Genomic DNA, 24,466 nt, shown 5'->3' on the forward strand with positions numbered 1-24,466 from the left:
CTACGCCGCGACTTCCTGGGCCGCCCATTTGCGCAGGATCTGCGCGGTGCGTTCCTCGTTGATGTCGACCATGCGGGCAAGCCGCTCCTGCGGGGCCGGCCTGATCTTCTGGCGCAGATCGTCGAGCGGGGTGGCGCCGGCACGCGTGCCGGGCAGAGCGCCAATGGCGGCACCCGCATCGGCGGAAGCGGCTGCCTCGGGGGTGGGCAGGGAGCGCTGGACCTCATCGAAATTGGGGCCTGCTATAGCGGGCGTCGCCTTTGCCGTCAGCGCGGCCGCCATCGGCCGCAGGCCGAAGAAGGCGACCAGGAACACCACCACGATGAAGGCGCCGGCATTGATCAGCGTGCCGGCATGCTGGCCGATGGAATCGAGCATTCCCGCCTGTGGCACCGCCTCGCCGTCCAGCCCGTCGATGAACTCGACGGCCGAGACGTCGATGACGTCGCCGCGCTTGTCATCGAAGCCGGTGGCGGAGCTTACCATCTTCTGGATTTCGGCGACGCGCTTGGCGATCTGGTCCGGTGTGGCGTCCTTGCCCAGGATCGTCTTCAGCCGGTCCTGGTTGACGACGACGGCGATCGACATCTTGGTGACGCTGTAGCCATTGGAGACGGTGGCGATCTTCTTGGAGTTGATCTCGTAGTTGGTGATCTCCTCCTTGCGGTCGTTGGCCGAGGAGGTCTGCGGACCCTCGGTGCTGGTCGCCTGGGTCTCCGGCAGGTTCTGCTCGACGCTGGCCGGGGTCGAGGCCTGTTTCTGGTTGCTGTTCTCGTTGGCGCGCACCGATTGCACCGAGCGCTCGACACGGGACTCCGGATCGAAGATCGTCTCTTCGGTCTGGCGGGTGTCGGTGTTGACATCAGCTTTGACGCTGGCGCGGAAATTGTCGGGCCCGAGATAGGGCGTGAGCGCGCGGCGAATGTTGTCGCCGATCTGCGCCTCCACGGTTTGCTCGACGCCGAGCGTGCGAGCGGCACTGGTGTTGGATGGATCATCGCCCGCGGCCAGCAGATTGCCGTTGGAATCGAGCACCGTCACCTTGTCGGCCGACAGGCCAGGGACGGCGGCGGCGACGAGATGGCGGATCGACATGGCGCTCTTCTCCGCGTCGATGCCGGCGTAGCGGATGACGACCGACGCGGAGGGTTGCTGTTCGTCGCGACGAAAATTGGCACGCTCGGACATGACGATGTGGACGCGCGCCGCCTTGATACCCGATATCGACTGGATGGTGCGGGCGATCTCGCCTTCAAGCGCGCGCACCCGGGTGATCTGCTGCATGAAGGAGGTGAGGCCCATCGCGCCGACATTGTCGAACAATTCGTAGCCGGCATTGGCGCTGGTCGGCAGGCCCTTTTCGGCAAGCAGCATGCGCGCCTGCGCCGTGGTGCCGGCCGGAACCAGCACGGAGGTTCCGTCGGCGCCGACGTCGAAGCCGATGCCGGCCTCGCCCAGCACCAGGCCGATCTGGTTCACGTCGGAGCGGTCGAGCCCGACATAGAGCGTGTCGTAGGCCGGGCGGTTGAGGTAGACCGAGGCAATGCCGATGACGCCCATCACCAGGACGGCGATGCCCGCCAGCATGGCCAGGCGCCTGACGCCAAAGCCGCGGAGATTCGAGATGATGCTCTGGATCTGTTCCGGCACGATTGAGCGACTCCCAGCATGACTGTCCGCCGGAACACTAGCTCCCGAAGCTTGTGCGAAAATGAAATCGGGCCGCGCTTGCGGCGCGGCCCGTGAATTTCGAAGTATCCGTCAGCTAGGCCAAGGTTAGCCGTTCTTGAACAGCGACAGGATCGACTGCGAGGAGCTGTTGGCGATCGACAGCGACTGGATGCCGAGCTGCTGCTGAACCTGGAGCGCCTGGAGGCGGGTCGATTCCTTGTTCATGTCGGCATCGACGAGCTGGCCGACGCCGCGATCGATCGAGTCCATCAGGCTCTGCGTGAAGGTCTTCTGCAGGTCGATGGAGCTCTTGGCCGCACCGAGAATGGTGGCGGAGTCGGTCAACTGGCTCATGACCTTGTCGATCTTGCCGACCATCTGGGTGATGATGTCGTCGGTCACGCCGGCCGCGGTGATATCGAGGTTGTATGCGGAAACATTGTCGATCCTGGGAACCACCGCCCCGGCCGCGGTCTGGCCGGCGGTGTTGGCGGCAATATCCGTGCCGCCGCCGGCGATTGCGGCCGCATAAGCGGTATCATACAGGTCCTGGGCCGCCGCCGTGGAATAGACCGAGGTCTGGCGGTCAAGCGTGCCCTGGTTCTTGACGGCGGTGGAGAGACCGGAATCGAACAGCTTGGTGCTCTCGACATCGATGTCGATCGTCCCGAGCGAGATGGCGCCCGACGATGAGCGATTGAAGGACGACACGATCTTGGCGTCGGCCTGGACGCCATCATTGGCGGCGGCGACCTGCGTCGATGTCACCGAAAGATAATTCGAGCCCGAAAAGGTGGCGGCATCGGCAAAGGACTTCATCTGCGCCTGGAGCGCGGTGATTTCAGTCTGCGTCTTTGCCTTGGCGGCACCCGTCTGGCCAATGGTCGAAAGCAACTTGGTCTTGATCTTGCCGATCGTATCCAGCGCATTGTTCATGCCGGTATAGGCAGTGTCGACTTTCGAGGCGCCCAGGCCGAGCGCGTCCTGGACTGTCGACAGCGCCTGGTTGTCGGAGCGCATCGTCGTGGCGATCGACCAGTAGGCGGCGTTGTCGGAGGCCTCGGAGACCCTGTAGCCCGTCGAGATTCGGGACTGCGTTTGCTCGAGCGACTTGTTGGTGGCGTTAAGGCTTTGAAGTGCGGTCAACGCCGCGGCGTTCGTCATGATGCTCGCCAAGAAACTCGCTCCTTTTTCCAGACCGGTCTTTCTCAAACCGGCGTTGCCCTCGCGAGCCGCTCGACCCGCTCGTGGATTACCGTCACCCGATCGGGCCGATTCGGCAATCCGTTGTAAGTCATTGGTTAACCATGACTAGCGCGTTATGGTTAACGGCCTGTTAAAAGCCAGCTTTCGAGGGTTAAGAAACGAGGGTTGCGCGGGGCTGGAGCAAACGCAAAACGGGCCGCGCTTTTGGCGCGGCCCGTTTGCCTGGTTTGATCGGTCGAGAGGGATCAGCCGCGGAAGAGCGACAGGATCGACTGCGACGAGCCGTTGGCGATCGACAGCGCCTGGACGCCGAGCTGCTGCTGAACCTGCAGGGCCTGGAGGCGGGTCGATTCCTTGTTCATGTCGGCATCGACGAGCTGGCCGACGCCGCGATCGATGGAGTCCATCAGGCTCGAGGTGAAGGTCTTCTGCAGGTCGATGGAGCTCTTGGCGGCGCCGAGCTTGGTGGCAGCGTTGGTCATGCCCTTCAGCGCGGCATCGACGACGTTCATCATAGCCTGGATCTGGGTGTCGCTCGCAGCGGTGGTGCCCGAGAAGATCTTCAGGCTGGCGACCGAATAAGTGTCGGTGGCCGCCGCGGCAGCGCCCAGGGTCGGGTTCGAGGCCGCGGCCGCGACGCTGCCATCGGTACCGAGGCGGTCGGCGTCGAGGATACCCTTCGTCACGCCGGCAGCAGTGCCGGCTTCATACAGCTTGATGCTTTCCACGTTGACGTCGATCGTCGAGATCGAAACCGCGCCGGTTGCGCTGCGGTTGAAGGCGGAAACGATCTTGACGTCGGCCGCGGTCGTGGCGGTGGCGCCGCTGTTGACCGAGAGCATGTTGGTGCCGGAGAAGGTGGCGCCATCGGCATAGGCCTTCAACTGCTTCTGAAGAGCGGCGATTTCGACCTGGGTCTTTTCCTTGGAAGCGTCCGTCTGGCCGTAGGATGCGGTCAGCTTCTGCTGGATCTGGTTGATGGTCGTGATCGCGCTGTCCATGCCGGTGTAGGCGGTGTCGACCTTCGAGGCGCCGAGGCCGAGCGCGTCCGAAACGGTGGACATCGCCGAGTTGTCCGAGCGCATCGTGGTGGCGATCGACCAGTAGGCGGCGTTGTCCGACGCCTGGGAGACGCGATAACCCGTCGAGATGCGGGCCTGGGTGGTGTCGAGGTTCTTCTGGGTGGCGTTCAAGCTCTGCAGAGCGGTCAACGCCGAGGCGTTGGTCATGATACTGGCCATGGCTACTCGTACCTTGTTTTACAGGGTGTTTTTTGCATACCGGTTTGTCCGGTATGACGGAGCGGCATCATGCCAATGACCGTTGCGTTTGGGTCACCCGCCATCTGCGAGCGACTATGGCGGCGAGTCCCTACCAAACGACTAAACTGGACGGTTAATCGAAAATAATTCGGAGGAATTCGATGACGCGGCGCGCTGCCTCATTCCGCAGGCAGGGCATACCCGATGTCGAGCACGCACGGTCAGGTGAAAGAGCGCACCAGGCTGCCGACGAGCAGGTTCCAGCCGTCGATCAGGACAAAGAACAGGATCTTGAACGGCAACGACACGACCGTGGGCGGCAGCATCATCATGCCCATCGCCATGGTGATGGTGGCCACGATCAAGTCGATGACCAGGAATGGCAGCACGATCAGGAAGCCGATCTCGAAGCCGCGCCGGATCTCGGAGATCATGAAGGCAGGCACCAGGATGCGCAGGTCGACCGTCTCCTTCGCAACGACCTGGCCACGTTCGCGGGCGAGGTCCGCGAAAAGGTCGAAATCCTTGTCGCGCACATTGTGCAGCATGAAGGTGCGGAACGGATCGGAAATCTTCTCGAAGGCCTCTGTCTGGCTGATCTGATTGTCCATCAACGGCTTGACGCCGGTGTTCCACGCCTGATCGAAGGTCGGCGCCATGACATAGAAGGTCATGAACAGCGACAGCGAAATGAGGATGAGGTTCGCCGGCGTCGATTGCAGGCCAATGCCGGCACGCAGGATAGAGAAGGCGATGACGAAGCGGGTGAAGCTGGTCACCATGATCAGCAGCCCCGGCGCCACCGACAGCACGGTGAGCAGGCCGAACATCTGGATGATGTAGCCGACGGTGGCGCCATCGGCCTTTCCGATGCCGCCAAGGTCCAGTTGCTGGGCCGCCGCGACGGAGGTGGCGGCGCCAATCAGTGCCGCGGCAAGAAGGAATTTTCTCATTCGAGCAGCAATGTCCTGACGAGAACCTGTTTGACGTGCCCCTGACTGCGGATCGAGGCGCGTTCGTCGAGATCGGCCTTCAGATGCTGGTAGCCGCTGGCGCCTTCGATCTGGTGCATCTTGAGGGTACGCACGAAGGCCAGAAGATCCTGCTGGACGTCCTCCGCCATCGCCGGCGGCTGCGGGGCGTCGTAGACCACGGACACTTCCATCCTGATCCAAGTGTCCGCGGGCGAGGCGATGTTGGTGGTGATCGGCGCCAGCGCGACGAGCGTCGGCCCCGCGCCAGCTTGTTGAGCGGCTTCGGGCTGGGGTACCTTGCCCTCGTTTTCAGGCGCGACTGGCACCGACGATGGTGCGCCGACGCCCTTGAGATAACCGCCCGACATCCAGCCCATGCCGATGGCGGCGGCCGTCACCACGAGCAGCATGGCGCCCTGCACGGCAAGGGAAGGACCCTTGCGAGGCTGAATCTGATCGACATTGGCCATGGTGCCGCGCTCTCCAATGCCTAGAACGGAAGAACCTGGTCGAGGACCTGCTGGCCATAAGCCGGCTGCTGGACCTCGCTGACGCGGCCACGGCCGCCATAGGAGATGCGCGCCTCGGCGATGCGTTCATAGGAGATGGTGTTTTCCGCGCCGATGTCCGACGGGCGCACCATGCCGGCGATGGTGAGCACCCTGAGCTCGTAGTTGACGCGCACTTCCTGGGAACCCCTGATCATCAAATTGCCGTTGGGCAGGACCTCGGTGACGACGGCGGCGACGTTGAGCTCCAGGTTTTCGGAGCGCTTGATTTCGCCGTCGGCATTGGTTTCGGTGCTGGAACTCAAGCCGGCGTCGCCCTTGCCGCTGGTGCTGTTGCCTTCCCATCCGAGCGTGACGTCATAACCCAGCTTGCGTGCGGCGGTGCGGCTCCGGTCGTTCTGGTTCTTGAAGTTGGCCTTGTCGTTGAGCTTGATCCTGACGGTCAGGATGTCGCCTTCGCGCAGCGCCCTGGGATCGGTGAACAGCCGGCTCTGGCGGTCGTCCCACAAAGAGAACTTCTTGACCGGCGCGGCGGGCGGCTGAGGATAGCTGTAGGGTGCTGCCCCGTCGCCGCCGATGCCCGAACCGACCGGCGACAGCGATGGTTCCCTACCGATCTCCTTGAAATTGGTTGCGCAGCCGGACAAGGCTGCCGCCGCGCACAGGATGAGCATTCTGCGGATCATGACGGATCTACCCTTCGGGCTGCGCTGGCCATGATGCCGGTGAGCGTCGCCGCCGCCTTCTGGTCCATTTCGTTGAGGATGACACCCGCCTTGCGTGAATCGAGCTTCATCAGGATGGCCGCGGCGAGGTCCGCATTGACGATCGCCAGGCGTTCGGCCGCCGCATCGGGCTTCATGCCGGCATAGATCTTGACGACGCCGTCCTCGGCCCGGGCCAGAAACACCTCGCGCCGCTTCAACCAGGTTTCGTATTCGGCTTTCTTTGCGTCCAGCGCCTTCATGCGCTCGTCGATGCCTGCCTGCAGCTGTTTTAACTCCTCCGCCTGCAAGGCATAGCGGCGGTCGCGCGCGGCGTCGGCGATGTTGGAGCAGAAGCGCTCGATCTCGCTCTGGTCCGGCGCCTTTTCTCGTGTCAGTTGCTGCGGTGCGACCGCGGGCTGCGCTCCGGGCAGAATCTGACGAACGACATCCTCGCCGCGTGCGCCGCTGCTCGAAACGGACATGGCCGCGAGGACCGTGGCCGCGAACAAGATTGCGCGGGGAGGGCGTCCTTGATGGGATGAGAGGGAGGTGATCATCGACATCGCTATTGGAGAACCAGATCGGCTTGCAAGGCGCCGGCCGACTTGATGCCTTGCAGGATGGCAATGATGCCGTCCGGCTTGACGCCGAGACGGTTGAGGCCGGAAACGAGAGTTTGCAGGTCGGGCCCGTCGAGCACGGCGACGCGGGCGTTGGGCCGGGTGGCATCGATGGCTGTGAACGGTTCGACGGCGGTTTCGCCCTTAGAGAAGGGTTCGGGCTGCACCACGCGCGGCGCTTCCGTAATGCGCACCGTCAGCGTGCCGTGGCTGATGGCGACACGTGAGATCTTGACGTCGTTGCCGATGACGATGGTACCGGTGCGCTCGTCGATGACGACGCGGGCCGGCGTGTCGGACTCGACCACCAGGTTTTCGATCTCGGCATAGAAGCGGGCCGCCGAAACGCTCTTCGGCCGCCTGATCTGCACGGTGCGGGAATCGCGCTCCGCCGCCACGCGCATGCCGAAGCGCTGGGCGGTGTAGTCGTTGATCGCGTCCGCGATGCGGATGGCGGTGGAGAAATCGGGATTGCGCAATTGCAGTGTCAGCGTCGACTGGTCATCGAACTCGGCCTTCACCTGCCGCTCGATTATGGCCCCGTTCGGCACGCGGCCGGCGGTCGGTACGCCTTGCGTCAACTGCTCGGCCTGGCCTTGAGCGGTGAAACCGGAAACGATGACCGCGCCCTGGCCGACGGCGTAGATCTCCCCGTCCGCCGCCTTCAGCGGCGTCATGATCAGCGTGCCGCCGGCAAGCGAGGTAGCGTCGCCCATCGAGGAGACGTCGATGTCGATGCGGGCGCCGGACTGCACATAGGGCGGCATGTTGGCGGTGACGATGACGGCGGCGACGTTCTTGGCGCGTGCGCTGCCGCCTTCCGTGGCGATGCCGAGATTTTCGAGCATGGCGCGGATCGACTGTTCGGTGAACGGCGAGTTGCGCAGGCTGTCGCCGGATCCGGCGAGCCCGATGACGAGGCCGTAGCCGACGAGCTGGTTGTCGCGCGAACTCTGCAGCTGCGCGATATCCTTGATGCGCGAGGCGACCTGGCCAGGCGGCAGCGAGCTTGGTCCGGGCGAAACGCGGAACATGCGCGCGGTGGTGGCGGGATCATATTCGGGATCGTCGTAGACACCGCCATTCCTGGCGGCGAGTTCGCGCTTGGCCTTGGGCGTCAGGCCATCGGCTAGTGCCGGCTGCAGACCGAGCGTGGCCGCAATCAGAAGGGCAAGCAGGCGCATCATGAAGCGCCGACCTGGATGGTGCCATCGGCCATCACCGTGCCGGAGAGAATCTTGCCGCTGTCGCTGTTGCGTACCTTGATGAAGTCGCCCGCCGAACCCGCCTGCAAGGTCACGGCGGTGGCCGTTATCGTCAGCCCGCCGGCGACGAAGAAGACCTGCACGGCGGCACCCTGCTCGACCAGCCAGGCCTCACGGACGGCGGCTGAAGGAATGTAGCGGCCGGGCAGCAGTGTGCGCTTGGCGATCTTGCCCTGCAGTTCCTCGGAACGGGTCGCAACAGCATCGGGCTTGTGCTTGCCGGGGATGAGGGTGACCTGCTTCAGGGCGGCGAGTTCGATGGTCTCGCCGGGATAGATGACCCGGTTGGGGATCAGCACGACCTCGCCAGCAGGTTGGTTGCTGACGATCTGGTTGGCCGAGTCCTGGGCGAAAGCCGGCATGCCGCAGGCCACCAGCGCAAGGGCGAGCGCGGCGCGACGGAATGCGGAGCAGGAGATCGGCATGGCCATCATCCGTTACCTGATGTTCTTGGAGACGACGGAGGCCATGTCGTCGGCGGCCTGGATGACCTTGGAGTTCATTTCATAGGCGCGCTGCGCCGAGATCAGTTCCGTGATCTCCTTGACCGGGTCGACATTGGAGGCCTCGAGATAGCCTTGCTGGATGGTGGCGAAGCCGGGATCGCCGGGCACGCCGACATTGGCCGGGCCGGAAGCCGTTGTCTCCTGGAAGAGATTGTCGCCGAGCGGCGCGAGGCCCGCCTCGTTGGCGAAGTTGACGATCTGGAGCTGGCCGAGGTTCTGCAGGTCGGTCTGGCCGTCGATGCGGGCGAAGACCTGGCCGGTCTTGTTGACGATGACTTCGACCGCATCAGTCGGCACGGTGATGGCCGGAATGACACTGGCGCCGTCCACCGTCACCAGCTGGCCGGTGGCGTTGGTGTTGAAGGCGCCGGCGCGGGTATAGAGCGTACCGCCATCGGCGCCTTCGATCTGGAACCAGCCCCTGCCGGTGAGCGCCATGTCGAAGCTGTTGCCGGTGCTGGTCAGTTCACCCTGGGTGTGGACGTTGCGCACGGCGGTCGTCTTGACGCCGAGACCGATCGAAACGCCTTCCGGCACCAGCGAGGCATTGGAGCGGTTGGGGACGCCTTGCGTGCGGTCGACCTGGTAGAGCAGGTCGGAGAATTCGGCGCGCGCGCGCTTGTAGCCGGTGGTGTTGATGTTGGCGATGTTGTTGGCGATGACTTCCAGATTGGTCTGCTGGGCATTCATGCCGGTGGCGGCGATGGCGAGTGCTTTCATGGCCTGCTCCTCAGATGCCCATGCGACTGACTTCGAGATAGGCCGAGACCACCTTGTCGCGGATGGCGACGGCGGTCTGCAGCGCCTGCTGGGCGCTCATCACGGCATCGACCACCTGGCGGGTGTCGGCGTCGCCCTTGAGCGCCTGCATCGACACCTGCTCGGCATTCTGCATGGTGCTGACGGTCTTGGAGGCAGCCTGGCTCACCGCTTCGGCGAAGGAGGTGCCAAGGTTGCCCGATGCCGCTGGCGCAACGCCACCCTGCAGCAGATCGGTGGCTGTATGGCCCAGCCCAGGCTTCAGGTTAAGCGCGCCGATGCCGTTGACGATCATTGGTTCCTCATCAGGTCGATGGTCATTGAAATGAGATCACGCGCCTGCTTCACGACTTGCAGGTTGGCCTCGTAGGAGCGGTTGGCCTCGGTCATGTCGGCCATCTCGATCAGCACGTTCACATTGGGCATCTTGACGTAGCCCTTGTCGTCGGCGGCCTCGTTGCCGGGCTGGAATTCGACGGGAAAATTGCTCGGGTCGCGGTCGATCGAATTCACCTCCACCGTCGAGCTGCCGGAGGCCCGGTCGAGTTCGGAGACGAAGCTGATGGTCTTGCGGCGATACGGGTCGGCGCCCGGCGTGGTTCCTGTCGACTGGGCGTTGGCGAGGTTCTCCGAAACCACGCGCAGGCGCTCGGACTGGGCGCCGAGGCCTGATGCTGCGACTTTGAGGGCTGCGGTCAGTGCGTCCATGGTCAGCTCTTCACCGCCATCATCATCATTGAGTGGAATGCCTTGACGATGGCCGTGTTGAGTTCGAAGGAGCGGCGCACCTCGCCGGCCTTGAGAAGCTGGTCTTCAAGCACGACCGTGTTCTTGGAGGGCATGACCACGCCGTCGTCTTCCTGCGGCTTGATGGAGAAGCCGGCATTGGTCGCCGCAGTGCCGAGATGGCCGGGCTCGGTGATCTGGAGCGACACCGCGGTGCGGTCGAGCACCTTCTCGAACGGCTCGACATCGTTTGCCGTGTAGCCCGGCGTGTTGGCATTGGCGATGTTGCCGGCGACCGCCGACTGACGTACCGACAGCCACTGCGCTTGCTTGGCGGCGAGATCGAAAAGGGAAACAGGCTCCATGGGAATCTCCGGGCATGTGCCCAAAGACTAGGACGCCAGTCTTGCGCGGACCTTGCGATCGGTCGCTAGAACGTGAAGGCGAAAACGGTGAAGCGGTTTTCGGACGACATCATGCTCCATCCCTTGAAATGGAGACGGATGATTTCAGGACGATCCGACCTGAAATCATCCTCGGCACAAAACCGTGACGGCTTATCTGGAAAGCTCGATCACCTGGTTGGCGCTGGTGAGCATGACCCATTTGCCGTTGCGCTGCTCGATCGCCGATACCTTGCTGGAATCCGGCAGCGTCGAACCGCGCTGGACCATCCACAGGCCGGTGTCGTCCTCGATCATGGCGCGGCCATTGGCGACATGGACCATGCGGAACTTCGCGATGTCGGCGGGGAAGGGTTGCTCGCCGGGCGGCTGCGTTTTGGAATCGTCCTGCACCGTGCCGGTGGCAAGCAGATCTACATCGGCGTTGGGAACGTCCCTGGCGGTCAGCGGCGCGCTGCGCTCGGCGACCACGCCACCTCCCGCACGTCCCGAATTGGTACCGGTGCCGCCGAACTTGATCGCCTGCACGCCGAACTGGTCCTGGTTGAAGAAGATGTACCAGGGAAACAGGGCGCAGGTCAGGCCGAGCGTGATGCCGAGCGCGGCGATGACGACGTCGCTGCGACGGTCCGCCTTCTTCTTGCCCAGTCTGGGGAATTGCGGCTTTGGCGGCTGCGGCCATTCGCTGGCGGCAAACAGACCATCGATCAGCGATTCGCGACTGGCTTGAGCCATATCGGCAGCCTCGACGCGGGGAAGGGAATTCACAGGGGGCTCGGCAGTCCGGGCCGGCAAAGGCTCGGATCTGGGGAGAGCCGATTTGACGGCCTTGGCCAGAACAACCGCGGTCCGGGCAGCCATGGCGGCGGCGGCGTTTGCCCTGGCGACCCTGGCCTCCTCCGCTCGAGCCTGCTCCGCGGCGTTCGCTTCGGCGATCATCTCGTTCAGGAGTCGCTCGGTGTACTGGCGTTCAGTCTCCTGGTTCGGCATTCTGCTTTCCCTTGAGATGGCGGGCAAGATCGAAGAACGGATCGGCGGACGGACGGTCCCTGGGCGATTGCGTCAGCGCCTCATAGATGACGGGCACCTGGCGTACGGCCATATCGAGTTCAGCGTCGACGCCGCCCTGATAGGCGCCGAGCAGCCGGATGTCGCGCGTGTCCTCGAAGCGGGAGATCATCGACTTCAGCCGCGTCACCAGGGCTCGCTGTTCGACACTCCAGGCCTTGCCGGCCAGTCGCGAGATGGACGACAGCGGATTGACGGGCGGATAGCGGCCCTGTTCGGCGATCGCGCGGTCGAGCACGACATGGCCGTCGAGGATGCCGCGCACCGAATCGGCGACCGGATCGTTGTGATCATCGCCGTCGACCAGCACGGAAATGATGGCCGTGATCGATCCCTTGCCTTCCAATCCTGGGCCTTCGGTTCCAGGCCCGGCGCGCTCGAGCAGCTTGGGCAGTTCGGTGAAGACCGAGGCGGGATAGCCGCGGGCAACCGGCGGCTCGCCGGTTCCCGTCGCCACCTCGCGCAGGGCGTGAGCGAAGCGGGTGATCGAATCCAGCACCAGCAGCACACGGTGGCCCTGGTCGCGAAAATGCTCGGCGACGCGCATGGCGGTGTCTGGCGCGCGCCGGCGCATCATGGCGCTCTCGTCGCTGGTGGCGACGACGGCCACGGTCTTGGCCATGCTGTCGCCGATCGTATCCTCGAGGAATTCGCGGACCTCGCGGCCGCGTTCGCCGATGAGCGCCACGACGACGGTGTCGAACGCGTCGGCGCCGGCGAGCATGGCAAGCAGCGTCGACTTGCCGACGCCCGATCCGGCGAAGACGCCCATGCGCTGGCCGAAGCAGAGCGGCGTGAAGATGTCGATGACCTTGACGCCGGTCATGAAGGCGGTACCGACGCGCTGCCGCGCCATGGCGCCGGGTGTCGCGGCGGCCGCCGACATGTCGTCGCCCCTGACCAAGGGCGGACCACCGTCGATTGTCCGGGTGAGCGCGTCGATGGCGCGGCCGCGCCACGAGGCATGCGGCGCCACCGCGAGCGGACCCCTGCGGAACACGGCATCGCCGATGCCGGCGTCGGCGCTGCGTTCGAAGGGGGCGATCACAACCTCGTCGCGGCTGATCTTGACGATCTCGCCGCGGCGCGAGCCGGACTGACCGTGCTGCTCGACAATGTCACCCAGCCTGGTGAAATCGGAAAGGCCGCGCACCTTGTAGTGCGTTGATGTGACTTCGGTGACGAGCCCGCCGCGCTTGACCAGCCCGTCGCTGTCGCCAAAGCGCCTGATAATCCGCTCCAAAGCGGCAAGCCGATCCAGCGGCGCCGGCTGGAGCTGTCTTTCGGGTGCACGGAGGGCTGGCTGCTCTGACGACATGCTACGACTTCGAGCCGAGCGTCTTTATCGCCTCCTCGGCGGAGGAATCGGTCTGCCGCATCAGCGCGGCAGTGTTCTCGAAGGCGCGCTGGACCATGATCAGCCGGGTCATTTCCAGCACGGGATTGACGTTGGATTCCTCGAGGAAACCCTGGGCGACGCCGATGTCGGAGCGGTCGGTGACCGGTTCGGGCGTGCGTGCCGGCACAATGCCGGAATTGCCGTAGCGCACGAAATTCTCGCCCGGGTCGAAATTGTAGAGGCCGATGGAGCCGACGAGCTGTTCGTTCTGGCGCAGCGAGCCGTCGGCGCCGGCCTTGGGCGGACCGTTGCGGGGATCGAGCTGGATCGGCGCCCCGCCGGCGTCGAGCACCGGATGGCCCTCGACCGACATCAGCTCGCCATTCTCGTTCATCGAGAAACGGCCGTCGCGGGTCATGACGGTGCCAACTGGCGTGTCGATGGCGAACCAGGCGTCGCCCTGGATGGCGAAATCGAACGGGTTGCCGGTCTCCGTCATGGCGCCGTGTGCCCCCGACAGAAAGGTCTTGCCGGAGGAGGCGAACGAAACCGACTTCTGCCCTGCGCCAGACACCACGTCCTCGAACTTCACGCCGGTGGCGCGAAAGCCGACGGTGCTGGCGTTGGCGACGTTGTCGGCGATCGTGTCGAGCCGGCGCTCGAGGGCTATCTGCGCGGAGAGGGCAACGTAGAGACTGTCTCGCATGATCAGAACTTCAGTTTCTGCATGGCCATCATCAGGTCGGTGGAGATGCCCGATGTGACCGGTTTGGCAAAGAGCACGCTGACCGACGTCACCGCCGTCGAGGTCGGATTGTTGATCTCGTACATGCTGGTGAAGCGGGTCAGGAACTTGTTCAGTTTCACGGGGTCCGTGAAATCCGAGATGTCGAGCTTCTGCCCGAACAATTGCGCCTGCTTGTCGATGTCGGCGGTGGCGAAAGAATCGGGCAGCCCCAGCGCGGTGCGCACCACGCTGGCAAGCGCCGTGTCGGCCAGCACGTCGTACCAGCTGGTGATGGTTGATGCTTTGCGGTCGAAATAGAGCGCCAGCCGCACGCCCTCATTGGTCTTGCCGGCGTCCTCCTCGAGAGTCTGGCGCATGTAGTTGTCGACGGTCGGCTGCTGCGCCGGATTGATGGTGGTGGCTGCTTCGCCGTACTGCTCGAAGTTGAAAGCGGCGGCGAGCCCGGCATAAGCCTTGTTCGTCATCTTGTTGGCGACGCTGTCGGCGTCGCGAATGCCCCCGGTCAGCACGCTGCGGATGAGATCCTTGCTTTCCGTCGCCGGATCGAGTCCGTAAGCCGAGAGCGCATAGTTGTACAACCGGCTGTTGGCCATCAGGTCGTCGATGGATTTCACGGTCGTGACGTTGGCAAGGTAGTATGCGGTCTCCGATTTTATGGAGTCCGCGTTCGGCGGGATCAGGCCAAGCGCCGACCCCGTGGTGTAGATCTTCGGCGTGTCTTTCAGCACCTCGTCGCGCGACGTTGTCTGATCGCCATATTGGGCAAAGTTGAACGCCGTGACGAAGTTGGCGTAGCGTTTGTCCGTCAGCTTGTTTGCCGGGCTGTTGGGATCGCTGACGCCGCCCGCCAGCATCGTGCTGATCTGCAGCGGCTTTTCGGTCGACGCATCCAGTCCGTAGGAAGCCATGGCGAAGGTGAGCAGGCGCTTGTCCGCCATGAGATCGTCGATCGACTTCACCTTGGAGATGTTTGCCGCGTAATAGTCCGCCTCGCCCTTGATATACTGGGCGCTCGGTTCGACCAATTTCAGTCCGGTTCCGGCCACATAGCCTTTCGGCACCGCCTGCTGGGCAGCATCGCGCGTGGTTGTCTGATCGCCATACTGGGCGAAGTCGAAGGCCGAGACAAAATTGGCGTAGCTCTTGTCGGTCAGTTTGTTGGCGGGGCTGTTGGGGTCGCTGACGCCACCTTCGAGCATGGCCCTGACGGTTGCGGCCGGTTCGGTCTCGGCGTCGAGGCCGAATGCGGCCATCGCGTATGTCAGCAGGCGGCTGTTGCCCATCAGGTCGTCGATCGACTTCACCTTGGAGATGTTGGTGACGTAGTAGGCGGTTTCACTCTGGTAGTAGGAGAGTCCTGCCTGCGAGGCGCCGATCTGGACTTGCAGCGCATAGTTGCTGGTCACCAGTTGCTGCGCCTTGTTGTAGATCGTCGCATTGGGGCCGTTGGCGGCGAAATTGAAGGCGCTGACGAACGCGGCGTAGCGCTTGTCGGTCAGTTTGTTGGCAAAACTGTTGGGATCGGAGACGCCTTCCTTGAGCGCCTTCACCATGAAGGCCTTGGCGTAGTCCATGTTCTCAAGGCCGTAGGCCTTCATGGCGTATTTGAACAGCCGGTCATTTTTGACGAAATCGTCGATCGATTTCACCTTGGTGATGTTGGCGAGATAATATTGGGTATCGCGGTCGACTGTCGGCTGTTGCTCGATGCGGTCGATCGACTTGTTGATGTCTTTGGTGATCAACTGGTAGCTGGTATAGGTACTGAGCAAGGACGCGCCTCCGGCCGAAGCTATGCCAGCACAATAAGCTCACTTCCTTGCGCGAAACTGAATCGCCAACTTTCGTGCCATGGCGGCTCGGATTCAAGCCTCACACAAGGCACGGGGACTATCCCTTGTCCGACGTGAAATGCGGAAGGACCGGTCGTGGGCATTCTGATTGGACTTGTGGTGACGCTTGGCTGCGTCCTTGGCGGCTTCATGGCCATGGGCGGGCATCTGCACGTGCTGGTGCAGCCATGGGAAGCCGTGGTCATCTGCGGCGCCGCACTCGGCACCTTCCTGGTCGCCAATCCGATGAAGACTGTCAAGGATACCGGCAAGGGCATTCTGGAAGCCTTCAAGCAGGCGGTGCCGAAGGAGCAGGACTATCTGGAAACGCTCGGCGTGCTGCACAGCCTGATGCGCGAGTTGCGCTCCAAGTCGCGCAGCGAGGTCGAGGCGCATATCGACAATCCGGAGGAGTCGGCGATCTTCCAGGCCTTTCCGACCGTGCTCAAGAACCACGATTTGATGAATTTCATCTGCGACTACTGCCGCATCATCATCATCGGCAATGCCCGCTCACACGAGATCGAGGCGCTGATGGACGAGGAAATCCAGACCATCAAATCCGACAAGATGAAGGCCTATCACGCACTGGTCGCGGTCGGCGACGGCCTGCCGGCGCTCGGCATCGTCGCCGCCGTGCTCGGCGTGGTCAAGGCGATGGGGGCGCTTGACCAGTCGCCGGAAATCCTCGGCGGCCTGATCGGCGCGGCGCTGGTCGGCACCTTTCTCGGCATCTTCCTGTCCTATGCGGTGGTCGGACCTGTCGCCACCAAGATCAAGACGGTGCGCGAGAAGAAGAACCGCCTCTACATCATCGTCAAGCAGACGCTGCTCGCCTACATGAACGGTGCGCTGCCGCAGGTGGCGATCGAGTTCGGCCGCAAGACCATCTCCTCCTATGAACGGCCGACCATCGACGCGGTCGAGCAGAGCACCATGAACACCGGCAGCGCCGAGAAGAAGGCCGCCTGAGCGATGCGCGACAGATCGGTGCCAAAACGGTCATGACGAGTCCGGGCAGCCCCTCGCAGGCGCGTTCGTTGATCATCGAGCGTCTGGTCGGCGACAGCGGCGAGACCGATCAGGTCGTCGACGCCGGCCGTGCCATGGCCGAACGCGCCGTGCCGCTGCTGCAGAAGGGACTCTCGGGCGAGCTCGGCATTCCCGTAATTGTCGACCTCAAGGCCGTCGAGGTCAGCCGCGTCCCGGAGGCGCGCTCGCGCGCCGGCGACAATTTCGCGATGACCGTCGTCGGCTCGCCGGCGTCCTCGGACGCGATGACACTCGTCATGGATGCTCCCGCAATCGCGATCATGGTCTCCACCCTGTTCGGCGGCGACCCGGATATGCCGGTGTCGCCGATCGAGCGCGAGCTGTCGTCGATCGAGGCCGATGTCTCGACCATGGTGCTCCAGGAAGTAGCGCAGGCGCTGAACGGATCGGGGCGGCGCTCGCTCGAACTTCGGCTGCCCGCACCGCGCGCCATGTCGGGGATCGAGGCCAGGCGGCACGTGTTGCGCGACGGTGCCGCGATCCGCATCGTCCTTGGCATCTCGACGCCGGTCGACAGCGGCTCGATCACCGTGACGATGCCGCAGCGCATCGTGCTGGCGGGCCGCGATGCCACGGCCAGCATCAACGAGGACGATCATGGCACCAGTTGGCGGGCACGCTTTTCGGAAGAGGTGATGCGCTCGACCGTAGCGCTCGAGGCCACCATGCCGCTGGCGCGGCTGACGCTGGGCGACCTCGCCAACCTCGAAGTGGGCCAGGTCATCGACTTCGAAGAAACGGCGCAATCGCGGGCTCGCCTCGGCGCGCGCGGCCAGACGCTGTTCGTATGCGAGTTCGGCAAACTGGGGCAGAATTACACCGTCCGAATCAGGCATCCTTTCGATGCCGGGCAGGATTTCATCGATGGGCTCATGCCGGCTGGTGCCGGGCGCGCCTGAGCTTTTGGAGACGACGCATGGCCAAGACCAAGGTAGAAGCAGAGCTCGACCAGCCGGACGAGCAGCTCGATCGCGCCATCGAGGAATTGCGGGGGGTCCTGCACGAAGAAGAGCAGCGCCCCGATGCGGCGTTCCGGGCTGCCGCGGGGGCCAATTCAAGCGTCATCATGAACATCCCCGTCGATGTCCAGATCATCCTCGGCAGCACCGAGATGGCGGTTGCCGATCTGATGGCGCTGCAGAAGGGGTCGACGGTCGCGCTCAATCGCCGCATCGGCGAGCCGGTCGATGTCGTGGTGAACGGCCGCAAGATCGCGCGCGGCGAGATCACCGTGCTCGAAAGCGACCCTTCGCGCTTTGGCATCAGGCTGACCGAAATCATCGCCGGCACGAAGGGCGCCTAGACGTGGATCGCGGAGCTCGCCGGTGGCAGCGGAGGCGAAAGGCATGACGACGCCGCTGACGACCCTGACGCGCGCGCAGAAGGCGGCCGCCATATTGGTGGCGATGGGCAAACCGTCCGCCAGCCGCCTGTTGAAATTCTTCAAGCAGGAAGAGCTGAAGGCGCTGATCGAGGGCGCGCGGCTGCTCAGGACCATTCCCCAGAGCGATCTCGAGCGCATCGTCGCCGAATTCGAGGCCGAGTTCACCGAGGGCGCCGGCCTGCTCGATTCCGCCGACAGGATGGACACCATTCTCAACGAGTCTCTCTCGCCCGAAGAGATGAGTGCCATCATGGGTGACAAGAAATTCGAGGTCGCGCCTGAAGGGCCGCCGCCGATCTGGCCCGATCTCGAAAAGCTCGAACCCTCGCGGCTGGGCGCCTTCCTGGCGGGCGAACACCCGCAGACGGCGGCCATGGTGCTGTCGAAACTGGCGCCGCAGGCGGCGGCGAGTGTGCTTTTGACACTGACGAAGCCGATGCGCGGCGAGATCATCAAGCGCATGGTGACGATGGCCAACGTTCCGGCCGCCGCCACCAGGATCGTCGAGAACCGGCTGCGCTCCAGCGTGCTGTCGGACACCTCCACCAAGGACACTTCGGCCGGGCAGGCGCGCGTCGCCAGCGTGCTCAACGAGCTGGAAAAGCCCCTGCTTGAGGAGGTCATGCAGGATCTCGAAGCCGCCGGCACGCCCGACCTCGACGGTGTCCGTGCCCGGCTGTTCGCTTTCGACGACCTGCCGCTGCTCACCCAGAAGGCGCGCGTGCTTTTGTTCGACGGGCTGTCGACCGAGCTTGTCACGCTGGCGCTGCGCGGCACGTCGGCCGCACTGGCCGAGGCGGTGCTGTCGGCGATCGGCGCGCGCTCGCGACGCATGATCGAGGCCGAACTCGGGCAAGGCTCGGAGGGTGTCCCGGCCGCCGACATCATGGCCGCGCGCAAGACGATCGTGACGACCACCATCCGCCTGTCGCGCGAAGGGGCCTTCGAACTTCCCTCGACGCAGAACGCCGCCTAAGGCATGTCCGACGCCACCGACAAGGACTCGAAAACCGAAGAGGCGACGGAAAAGAAGATCCGCGATACCATCGAACAGGGCAAGCTGCCCCATTCGAGGGAAACGGCGCTCCTCGCCTCGTTCGTCGCCATACTGGTGTTCACAGTCTTCTATGCCAAGGACGCCGTCGTCGATCTCAGCACGTTCCTGTCGATGTTCCTGGAGAAGCCCGAGGCCTGGCCGATGGACACCGAGACCGATGTCATCGCGCTTTACAAGCAGGTCTTGTTCGAAGTGGGTCGCGCCGTCGTGAGCCTGCTGGTGCTGCTGACGGTTGCCGGCATGGGCGCCTCGGTGCTGCAGAACATGCCGCAATTCGTCGGCGAGCGGATCAGGCCGCAGATGTCGCGCATATCGATCGCCAAGGGCTGGAACCGGATGTTCGGCGCCCAGGGGTGGGTCGAGTTTTTGAAATCGCTCGCAAAGGTCGGTTTCGCCATCACCGTGCTCACCTTCACCCTGTCGGAGGACCACCGCAAGCTGCTTGCCGGGATGATCACCAATCCCGTCGCTTTCGGCCTCGTCATCCGTGGCATCGCCGTCGACATACTGGTGGCGATCGTCTTCGTCATGGGACTGATCGCGGCGATCGACATCGTCTGGTCGCGCTTTCACTGGAAGCAGGACCTGCGCATGAGCAAGCAGGAGGTCAAGGACGAGTTCAAGCAGTCCGAAGGCGACCCGATCGTCAAGTCGCGCCTGCGCTCGTTGGCGCGCGACCGGGCGCGTAAGCGGATGATGACCGCGGTGCCGCGCGCGACGCTCGTTATCGCCAATCCGACCCATTTCTCGATTGCGCTGAAATATGTGCGCGACGAAGATTCGGCGCCGCTGGTCGTAGCGAAAGGGCAGGATCTGGTGGCGCTGAAAATCCGCGAAATCGCCAAGGAGCATAACATCCCGATCTTCGAGGACGTGGCGCTCGCCCGCTCCATGTACAAGCAAGTTTCGGTCGATAATGTGATCCCATCACAATTCTACCAGGCCGTCGCCGAACTGGTGCGGATCGTCTACTCGAAAAAGGCTGAGCGCAGACAGATTTCATGAACCGGCAACCGCACGCAAAATCCCGCGAGATCATCGTCGCCAGCGCCATCGAACAGGTGGTGGTGGAACTCAGGCTGATCGACGTCGCCGACTATATCGCCTTCATCCGGCTGGAGCATTTCGCCTGCCTGTCGGATCTGGTCGATTCAGCGGCGGAGCTGTTCTTCATGCCGGGTACGCTTAGGCTCGGTCATGGCGGCGAGGCACATGTCGACTGGAGCGGCAGCCCGCGCATCGTGCTCGATCTGGAACTCAGGCCGCCCGGCGTGACCGTCTATTTCCAGCTGACGCTGAGCGAGACCGGCAGCACGGTCCTGGTCAATTACGTGTCGTTTGAAAAGCCGGGCGAAGACCCCGGGCACAACACGGCGCTGCTGGAGGCGGTGATCGAACAGGCCCGCATTCGCAAGGTCGAACCGCTGGCGTTCTAAAGCGCTTCCTTCAGCCGAGAGCGGCTACTCGATAAGCCCCAGCCGTAACGCCTTGGCGACCGCTTGGTTGCGGTTGACCGCATTGAGCTTTTGGGTCGACTGGGTGAGGTACTGGTTGGCGGTGTGCACCGACAGTTTCAGGAGCCGCGCGATCTCCTCGCTGGTGTTGCCGTTGGCGGTCAGCTTCAGGCATTCAAGCTCGCGCTTGGAGATCGAGCGCATTCTGCCGACGTCTCCCGGACGCATCCGCGCGACGGCGGCGAACAGCGAGAAGCAGCGAGCGTGAATTTCGTAGAGCGCATCCTGCGCCAGCGCGATCTCCGATCCCAGGAAGACGACAAGACCGCATTGACCGCGATCGGCATGGACGGGGAAGGCAATGCCGCTCGACCCGGGTGTCAGCGGCGCCATCTGTCCGGTCCAGGCGAGATTGCCGAACATGTCGGCCATGGCCGCCACGCCATCATCCGTCCACCAGCGCGGCTCGGTCGAAATCCGGCTATGGCGAACGATGTCCTCGCCATTGGCGCCTGAAATGAACTTGGTGGCCACCGCGACGCCTGGATAATCTGAATCAAAGCACGGGACCAGCCGCGCGCGCTCCGGCGACGGGCTGACGAAGTACAGGCCGAAGGCCGAGGCGTTGATGTCGACTGAGATCCAGCGGCAGCGGCGCACCGCATCGGGAATGGTGACGGCGTGATGTGTGTCGGATCCCAGCGAGAAGGCACCGAACGGGCTGCGCTGCTCGTTGAAAAGGGCCTCCGCGGCCTCCTTGATGTCGGCGTGTTTCAAATGATGCCACTCCTGATCGCCGTGGCGATGGCCATCGCACGGTTCGAGGCCGCGAATTTCTGGATGGCGTGGGTGATGTAGCTGTTGACGGTGTTGGAGGAGACGCCAAGGATCACCGCCACCTCGTCGGTGGTCTTGCCTTCCGAGACCCAGAACAAGCATTCGCGCTCGCGGTCCGACAGCGGATCCTGCATCGCCGCGGCGGCGATCAACTGCGGGATGTGCGAAAGCGCGTAGCAGCATTTCAGCTGCGCCTTCATCAGCGCCGGCTGGTCGATCCGGCCGGCGGCGGCCGCCGAGAACAACGCGAACAGGCGCTGACGGCCGACATTCAGCCGCAGTGAATAGACCTCGGCATGGCCGAGCACGTCGAGGAGCCGAGCCTCTTCGCCCGAGACCAGCCCGCCGGCATCCGGCGCCTGGGCCGCCACCAGCGGCGTCGGACGGATACCGGGTGCGGCGGTGAGCGGGCCCTGTGCAAGGCCGGCGATCAGCCGCTTGCCGATCAACTCGATGGCGTCGAAGATCCAGTTCGAAGACACGATACGCGCATCGTTGCGGTCCTGGTCATGGACAATGGCGACCAGCATATAGCTGTCGGCGCCGATCTCGGCGGTCAGCTCCATGAAGAAGGAGGTGAGATCACCGCGCGACGTCAGGCGCGAGCCCAATGTGTCGGATTGAAGAGGCGCGGCGGGACTGCTCATCTGCTGCTTTTTGGTCGGAATCAATTCTGATGCCCGGCTGCTGGAGTGCCAGCCGCCGAACCCGAAAACGCGTTACTTTTACGAGACACACACGAGGCGCGGGGCCGCGCCCAACCAGACGGAATCCATTCAGGGAACGCGAGACATCCGCGTCTGGCGCCGGAAAAATTCCGGAACGTGAGACTTTGGGTGGTCGCCGCGCCCCCCGAGGACCGGCTGATTCGGGTCTAATCTACCCGCAGATGAATCCGACATCAAACGCGATTTGACAAAATCGAATCCGGTGGAGTCGGCCTGCGACTCAGCGGCCAATTTCTCTGCATTTCCTGGGCACGGAAATCGAGCCGCGCAGGCCGGCCATGATTTTTGCGATGGGCTTACGCGGCGCCTCAGGATGCAAAAAAGGGCGGCTGCCGCCACCCTTCCTTTGTCCGTCCTCCCCGCAGGCGCTGCGCTTTCTGGACGACCGCTCTACCGATCCTCGAACCCGGTCAGCACGCCGACGGCATTGATGCCGATCTCCTCGACGGCATAGCCGCCTTCCTGGACGAACAGCGTCGGCAGGCCGAGCTTGGCGATGCGCTGGCCGATCTTCGGATAATCCAGGCTTTTCAGCTTGAACTGGCTGATCGGGTCCTTTTCGAAAGTGTCGACGCCGAGCGAGACGACGACGATGTCGGGAGCGTAGGCGGCGAGCCTGGCGCAGGCATCCTCCAGCGACACGTTCCAGGCATCCCAGCCGGTGCCGAAGGGCATGGGGTAGTTGATGTTGAAGCCTTCGCCGGCCCCCGCGCCATGCTCATCGGCATGGCCGAGGAAGAACGGGTACTCGACCATGGGATCACCGTGCAGGTTGAGAACCTGCACGTCGGCGCGGTCATAGAAGATCTCCTGCGTGCCGTTGCCGTGGTGATAGTCGACATCGAGGATCGAGACACGCTTGGCGCCCTGGTCGCGGAACCATTGCGCGGCGACGGCCGCGTTGTTGATGTAGCAATAGCCGCCCATGAAGCCGGCCCCGGCATGGTGGCCGGGCGGACGGCAGAGCGCGAAGGCCGACCTCTCGCCGTCCTTGACCAGGCCGGCGGCGGTCAGGGCGACGTCAAAGGACGATTTGATCGCGGCCCAGGTGCCCTCGACGAAGGTGGCGCCGCCGTCGAAGGAATAGTAGCCGAGCAGGGCGTCGATGCGCTTGGGCGGCACGTCGCCGCGCAGTCCGCGCGTCGGCCAGGTGAAGGGCATCGCCGTGCCCGCATGGCCCTCGGCGATCCATTGTGGCCAGACGGTCGGCAGGAAGTCGATGTAGTCGGCCCGGTGGACGCGCTTGGCGGCGGCAAGGTCGTGCTCGACCGGCGCGATGATCGGCCCGAGCTTCTCGCTTTCGACCCGCGCCTTGATGAACTCCGCCCGCGAGGGCTTTTCGAAGCCGGGCACGATGGCCGAGGTGACCAGTTCCATCTGCCCGGCATGACCGGCGTGAAGCGGCGAATAGACAGTCTTCATGAAATTCCTCTCGAAGTGCGAAGCTACGGCAATTCCAGGAAAAGTGTGAAGCGGTTTTCCGTCTGGAATTGCATTTGAAACCGGTCAGTCAAGGTTGAGGTAGGGGCTCACCAAGGCGAGCCACATGGTTTCCACATCGTCCTCGATGAGGTCGAATGTCCTGCGGTCCTTCTTCAGCCCAACGAGCCGGCAGACGTGCCCGACCTCCATCATCAGCACGCCGAGCCGGCTGGCGATCTTGCCTTCGAGTGCGGGGTTCACATGCTGCAGCCATGCAGCATAGAGGGCGATGATCTGGTCATCATATTCGTTCTGGATCGGCCGCAGGTCGGCATTGCCTGAAATGGCCTCGATCACCGGCATCAGGGTGGCGTTTTCGAGGTAGAGCTTCGACGTGTCGATGAACAGCTTGCGCACTTCCCGCCGAAATTCTTCGCGGTTGGTGGGCGGGGCGACCTTGATGCGCCTCGCGATCACCTCGGGAAAGGATGACAGCCAGCGCCGGGCGAGATCCAGAAGAATGGCTTCCTTGTTGGGAAAGTACTGGTAGACCGAACCGACCGACAGGCCCGCGCGCTGCGCGATGGCGAGCGTCGTCGGTGTCCTGGTTCCTTGCTCCCGCGTCAGGATCAGCGCAGCGTCGAGGATCCTGTCGACCACCTTGCTGGACCGTTGTTGCCGCGGCTGCTTGCGCGGCTCGAGCGTTATCTTGGTTTTGCGGTCGAGACTGCGCTTCACTGCTTGATGCCCTCGTTCCCTGCCTGGTCCCAACACAAGCGGGGCGTGCTGTCCACAATACATTCTAAATCCGGCATGTTGACAAACGCGAATAATCAGTCGCATTCTTTATCCACACTGTCTCTTGGGATAACAAGGGAAATTTCGAAGACAGCGTACTGGCACCATTCATTGTCCGATAGCGCCGCTCCGTGGTG

At 63.6% G+C, this 24,466-nt stretch carries 27 protein-coding genes; 6 read left to right on the top strand and 21 right to left on the bottom strand.

Going from position 1 to position 24,466, the window contains the following annotated elements; translation table 11 throughout:
* From fliF to LB571_RS17935, 17 genes are all read right to left on the bottom strand, one after another.
* Entirely contained in the window at positions 1–1,650 is a 1,650-nt protein-coding gene (gene fliF / locus LB571_RS17855) for a flagellar basal-body MS-ring/collar protein FliF (protein ID WP_023781317.1), read from the bottom strand.
* Positions 1,651–1,776: 126 nt separating this feature from the next.
* Complete coding sequence (locus tag LB571_RS17860; protein ID WP_015315904.1) at positions 1,777–2,847, bottom strand: flagellin; 1,071 nt, start codon at positions 2,845–2,847, stop codon at positions 1,777–1,779.
* 275 nt (positions 2,848–3,122) lie between these two features.
* Positions 3,123–4,118, bottom strand: coding sequence for a flagellin (locus LB571_RS17865; RefSeq protein WP_015315905.1), 996 nt, complete (start codon positions 4,116–4,118; stop codon positions 3,123–3,125).
* Between the two features lie 242 nt (positions 4,119–4,360).
* Positions 4,361–5,092, bottom strand: coding sequence for a flagellar type III secretion system pore protein FliP (gene fliP / locus LB571_RS17870; protein ID WP_015315906.1), 732 nt, complete (start codon positions 5,090–5,092; stop codon positions 4,361–4,363).
* Complete coding sequence (locus LB571_RS17875; protein WP_015315907.1) at positions 5,089–5,583, bottom strand: flagellar basal body-associated FliL family protein; 495 nt, start codon at positions 5,581–5,583, stop codon at positions 5,089–5,091. The genes fliP and LB571_RS17875 overlap by 4 nt, the downstream gene beginning before the upstream one ends.
* A 20-nt stretch (positions 5,584–5,603) precedes the next feature.
* Positions 5,604–6,308, bottom strand: coding sequence for a flagellar basal body L-ring protein FlgH (gene flgH / locus LB571_RS17880; protein WP_015315908.1), 705 nt, complete (start codon positions 6,306–6,308; stop codon positions 5,604–5,606).
* On the bottom strand, positions 6,305–6,892 hold the full coding sequence (locus LB571_RS17885) for a MotE family protein (RefSeq protein ID WP_411961378.1): 588 nt from the start codon (positions 6,890–6,892) through the stop codon (positions 6,305–6,307). The genes flgH and LB571_RS17885 overlap by 4 nt, the downstream gene beginning before the upstream one ends.
* A gap of 2 nt (positions 6,893–6,894) precedes the next feature.
* On the bottom strand, positions 6,895–8,136 hold the full coding sequence (locus LB571_RS17890) for a flagellar basal body P-ring protein FlgI (protein WP_140721464.1): 1,242 nt from the start codon (positions 8,134–8,136) through the stop codon (positions 6,895–6,897).
* Positions 8,133–8,645, bottom strand: a complete 513-nt coding sequence (gene flgA / locus LB571_RS17895; protein WP_224596440.1) for a flagellar basal body P-ring formation chaperone FlgA — start codon at positions 8,643–8,645, stop codon at positions 8,133–8,135. Before flgA ends, LB571_RS17890 begins: the two co-directional genes overlap by 4 nt.
* A gap of 6 nt (positions 8,646–8,651) precedes the next feature.
* Positions 8,652–9,440: a flagellar basal-body rod protein FlgG gene (gene flgG, locus LB571_RS17900; RefSeq protein ID WP_015315912.1), complete on the bottom strand. Its 789-nt coding sequence runs from the start codon at positions 9,438–9,440 to the stop codon at positions 8,652–8,654.
* Positions 9,441–9,450: 10 nt separating this feature from the next.
* Positions 9,451–9,774 carry a flagellar hook-basal body complex protein FliE gene (locus LB571_RS17905; protein ID WP_015315913.1) on the bottom strand — a complete coding sequence of 108 codons (324 nt, stop codon included), beginning with the start codon at positions 9,772–9,774 and terminating at the stop codon, positions 9,451–9,453.
* Entirely contained in the window at positions 9,771–10,187 is a 417-nt protein-coding gene (gene flgC, locus LB571_RS17910) for a flagellar basal body rod protein FlgC (RefSeq protein WP_015315914.1), read from the bottom strand. The genes LB571_RS17905 and flgC overlap by 4 nt, the downstream gene beginning before the upstream one ends.
* A 2-nt stretch (positions 10,188–10,189) precedes the next feature.
* Entirely contained in the window at positions 10,190–10,570 is a 381-nt protein-coding gene (gene flgB, locus LB571_RS17915; RefSeq protein WP_015315915.1) for a flagellar basal body rod protein FlgB, read from the bottom strand.
* Positions 10,571–10,762: 192 nt separating this feature from the next.
* Positions 10,763–11,344 carry a hypothetical protein gene (locus LB571_RS17920; protein ID WP_224583355.1) on the bottom strand — a complete coding sequence of 194 codons (582 nt, stop codon included), beginning with the start codon at positions 11,342–11,344 and terminating at the stop codon, positions 10,763–10,765.
* 235 nt (positions 11,345–11,579) lie between these two features.
* Positions 11,580–12,995 carry a flagellar protein export ATPase FliI gene (gene fliI, locus LB571_RS17925; protein ID WP_224596444.1) on the bottom strand — a complete coding sequence of 472 codons (1,416 nt, stop codon included), beginning with the start codon at positions 12,993–12,995 and terminating at the stop codon, positions 11,580–11,582.
* Between the two features lies 1 nt (position 12,996).
* Positions 12,997–13,722: a flagellar basal-body rod protein FlgF gene (gene flgF, locus LB571_RS17930; protein ID WP_015315918.1), complete on the bottom strand. Its 726-nt coding sequence runs from the start codon at positions 13,720–13,722 to the stop codon at positions 12,997–12,999.
* 2 nt (positions 13,723–13,724) lie between these two features.
* The gene (locus LB571_RS17935) at positions 13,725–15,536 is read right to left on the bottom strand and encodes a DUF1217 domain-containing protein (RefSeq protein WP_224596447.1); all 1,812 of its coding nucleotides are present in this window, start codon (positions 15,534–15,536) and stop codon (positions 13,725–13,727) included.
* 156 nt (positions 15,537–15,692) lie between these two features.
* Here LB571_RS17935 and motA point away from each other — a divergent pair, with 156 nt between their 5' ends.
* The 6 genes from motA to LB571_RS17965 are packed head-to-tail and all read left to right on the top strand — an operon-like array spanning position 15,693 to position 20,526.
* Positions 15,693–16,568 carry a flagellar motor stator protein MotA gene (gene motA / locus LB571_RS17940; protein WP_015315920.1) on the top strand — a complete coding sequence of 292 codons (876 nt, stop codon included), beginning with the start codon at positions 15,693–15,695 and terminating at the stop codon, positions 16,566–16,568.
* 32 nt (positions 16,569–16,600) lie between these two features.
* Positions 16,601–17,548, top strand: coding sequence for a FliM/FliN family flagellar motor switch protein (locus LB571_RS17945; protein WP_224596450.1), 948 nt, complete (start codon positions 16,601–16,603; stop codon positions 17,546–17,548).
* 17 nt (positions 17,549–17,565) lie between these two features.
* A complete protein-coding gene (gene fliN, locus LB571_RS17950) occupies positions 17,566–17,952 on the top strand; it encodes a flagellar motor switch protein FliN (RefSeq protein WP_015315922.1) in 387 nt (128 codons plus the stop codon).
* Positions 17,953–17,995: 43 nt separating this feature from the next.
* The gene (locus LB571_RS17955; RefSeq protein ID WP_015315923.1) at positions 17,996–19,009 is read left to right on the top strand and encodes a flagellar motor switch protein FliG; all 1,014 of its coding nucleotides are present in this window, start codon (positions 17,996–17,998) and stop codon (positions 19,007–19,009) included.
* Between the two features lie 3 nt (positions 19,010–19,012).
* On the top strand, positions 19,013–20,095 hold the full coding sequence (gene flhB, locus LB571_RS17960) for a flagellar biosynthesis protein FlhB (protein WP_224596453.1): 1,083 nt from the start codon (positions 19,013–19,015) through the stop codon (positions 20,093–20,095).
* Positions 20,092–20,526, top strand: coding sequence for a hypothetical protein (locus LB571_RS17965; protein ID WP_015315925.1), 435 nt, complete (start codon positions 20,092–20,094; stop codon positions 20,524–20,526). Before flhB ends, LB571_RS17965 begins: the two co-directional genes overlap by 4 nt.
* 24 nt (positions 20,527–20,550) lie before the next feature.
* Here LB571_RS17965 and LB571_RS17970 read toward each other — a convergent pair whose 3' ends face one another.
* From LB571_RS17970 to LB571_RS17985, 4 genes are all read right to left on the bottom strand, one after another.
* Positions 20,551–21,321 carry a helix-turn-helix transcriptional regulator gene (locus tag LB571_RS17970; protein WP_140661822.1) on the bottom strand — a complete coding sequence of 257 codons (771 nt, stop codon included), beginning with the start codon at positions 21,319–21,321 and terminating at the stop codon, positions 20,551–20,553.
* Positions 21,318–22,028: a helix-turn-helix transcriptional regulator gene (locus LB571_RS17975; protein WP_041163672.1), complete on the bottom strand. Its 711-nt coding sequence runs from the start codon at positions 22,026–22,028 to the stop codon at positions 21,318–21,320. Before LB571_RS17975 ends, LB571_RS17970 begins: the two co-directional genes overlap by 4 nt.
* Positions 22,029–22,499: 471 nt before the next feature.
* Positions 22,500–23,531, bottom strand: a complete 1,032-nt coding sequence (locus LB571_RS17980; protein ID WP_140721473.1) for a histone deacetylase family protein — start codon at positions 23,529–23,531, stop codon at positions 22,500–22,502.
* Positions 23,532–23,615: 84 nt separating this feature from the next.
* Positions 23,616–24,269 carry a TetR/AcrR family transcriptional regulator gene (locus tag LB571_RS17985; protein WP_140713482.1) on the bottom strand — a complete coding sequence of 218 codons (654 nt, stop codon included), beginning with the start codon at positions 24,267–24,269 and terminating at the stop codon, positions 23,616–23,618.
* Positions 24,270–24,466: the final 197 nt, after the last annotated feature.

The sequence above is a fragment of the Mesorhizobium sp. BR1-1-4 genome, assembly GCF_020165375.1.
In the GTDB taxonomy this organism is placed as follows: domain Bacteria; phylum Pseudomonadota; class Alphaproteobacteria; order Rhizobiales; family Rhizobiaceae; genus Mesorhizobium; species Mesorhizobium australicum.

What these genes read in the sequence shown, in the direction of transcription:
- LB571_RS17980 (WP_140721473.1), bottom strand. Translation starts at nt 23,531, where the DNA reads ATGAAGACTGTCTATTCGCCGCTTCACGCCGGTCATGCCGGGCAGATG.
- LB571_RS17975 (WP_041163672.1), bottom strand. Translation starts at nt 22,028, where the DNA reads ATGAGCAGTCCCGCCGCGCCTCTTCAATCCGACACATTGGGCTCGCGC.
- flgG (WP_015315912.1), bottom strand. Translation starts at nt 9,440, where the DNA reads ATGAAAGCACTCGCCATCGCCGCCACCGGCATGAATGCCCAGCAGACC.
- flhB (WP_224596453.1), top strand. Translation starts at nt 19,013, where the DNA reads ATGTCCGACGCCACCGACAAGGACTCGAAAACCGAAGAGGCGACGGAA.
- LB571_RS17885 (WP_411961378.1), bottom strand. Translation starts at nt 6,892, where the DNA reads ATGTCGATGATCACCTCCCTCTCATCCCATCAAGGACGCCCTCCCCGC.
- LB571_RS17875 (WP_015315907.1), bottom strand. Translation starts at nt 5,583, where the DNA reads ATGGCCAATGTCGATCAGATTCAGCCTCGCAAGGGTCCTTCCCTTGCC.
- LB571_RS17905 (WP_015315913.1), bottom strand. Translation starts at nt 9,774, where the DNA reads ATGATCGTCAACGGCATCGGCGCGCTTAACCTGAAGCCTGGGCTGGGC.
- LB571_RS17955 (WP_015315923.1), top strand. Translation starts at nt 17,996, where the DNA reads ATGACGACGCCGCTGACGACCCTGACGCGCGCGCAGAAGGCGGCCGCC.
- flgC (WP_015315914.1), bottom strand. Translation starts at nt 10,187, where the DNA reads ATGGACGCACTGACCGCAGCCCTCAAAGTCGCAGCATCAGGCCTCGGC.
- LB571_RS17965 (WP_015315925.1), top strand. Translation starts at nt 20,092, where the DNA reads ATGAACCGGCAACCGCACGCAAAATCCCGCGAGATCATCGTCGCCAGC.
- flgB (WP_015315915.1), bottom strand. Translation starts at nt 10,570, where the DNA reads ATGGAGCCTGTTTCCCTTTTCGATCTCGCCGCCAAGCAAGCGCAGTGG.
- flgH (WP_015315908.1), bottom strand. Translation starts at nt 6,308, where the DNA reads ATGATCCGCAGAATGCTCATCCTGTGCGCGGCGGCAGCCTTGTCCGGC.
- LB571_RS17890 (WP_140721464.1), bottom strand. Translation starts at nt 8,136, where the DNA reads ATGATGCGCCTGCTTGCCCTTCTGATTGCGGCCACGCTCGGTCTGCAG.
- LB571_RS17865 (WP_015315905.1), bottom strand. Translation starts at nt 4,118, where the DNA reads ATGGCCAGTATCATGACCAACGCCTCGGCGTTGACCGCTCTGCAGAGC.
- flgA (WP_224596440.1), bottom strand. Translation starts at nt 8,645, where the DNA reads ATGGCCATGCCGATCTCCTGCTCCGCATTCCGTCGCGCCGCGCTCGCC.
- LB571_RS17945 (WP_224596450.1), top strand. Translation starts at nt 16,601, where the DNA reads ATGACGAGTCCGGGCAGCCCCTCGCAGGCGCGTTCGTTGATCATCGAG.
- fliI (WP_224596444.1), bottom strand. Translation starts at nt 12,995, where the DNA reads ATGTCGTCAGAGCAGCCAGCCCTCCGTGCACCCGAAAGACAGCTCCAG.
- fliP (WP_015315906.1), bottom strand. Translation starts at nt 5,092, where the DNA reads ATGAGAAAATTCCTTCTTGCCGCGGCACTGATTGGCGCCGCCACCTCC.
- flgF (WP_015315918.1), bottom strand. Translation starts at nt 13,722, where the DNA reads ATGCGAGACAGTCTCTACGTTGCCCTCTCCGCGCAGATAGCCCTCGAG.
- LB571_RS17920 (WP_224583355.1), bottom strand. Translation starts at nt 11,344, where the DNA reads ATGGCTCAAGCCAGTCGCGAATCGCTGATCGATGGTCTGTTTGCCGCC.
- fliN (WP_015315922.1), top strand. Translation starts at nt 17,566, where the DNA reads ATGGCCAAGACCAAGGTAGAAGCAGAGCTCGACCAGCCGGACGAGCAG.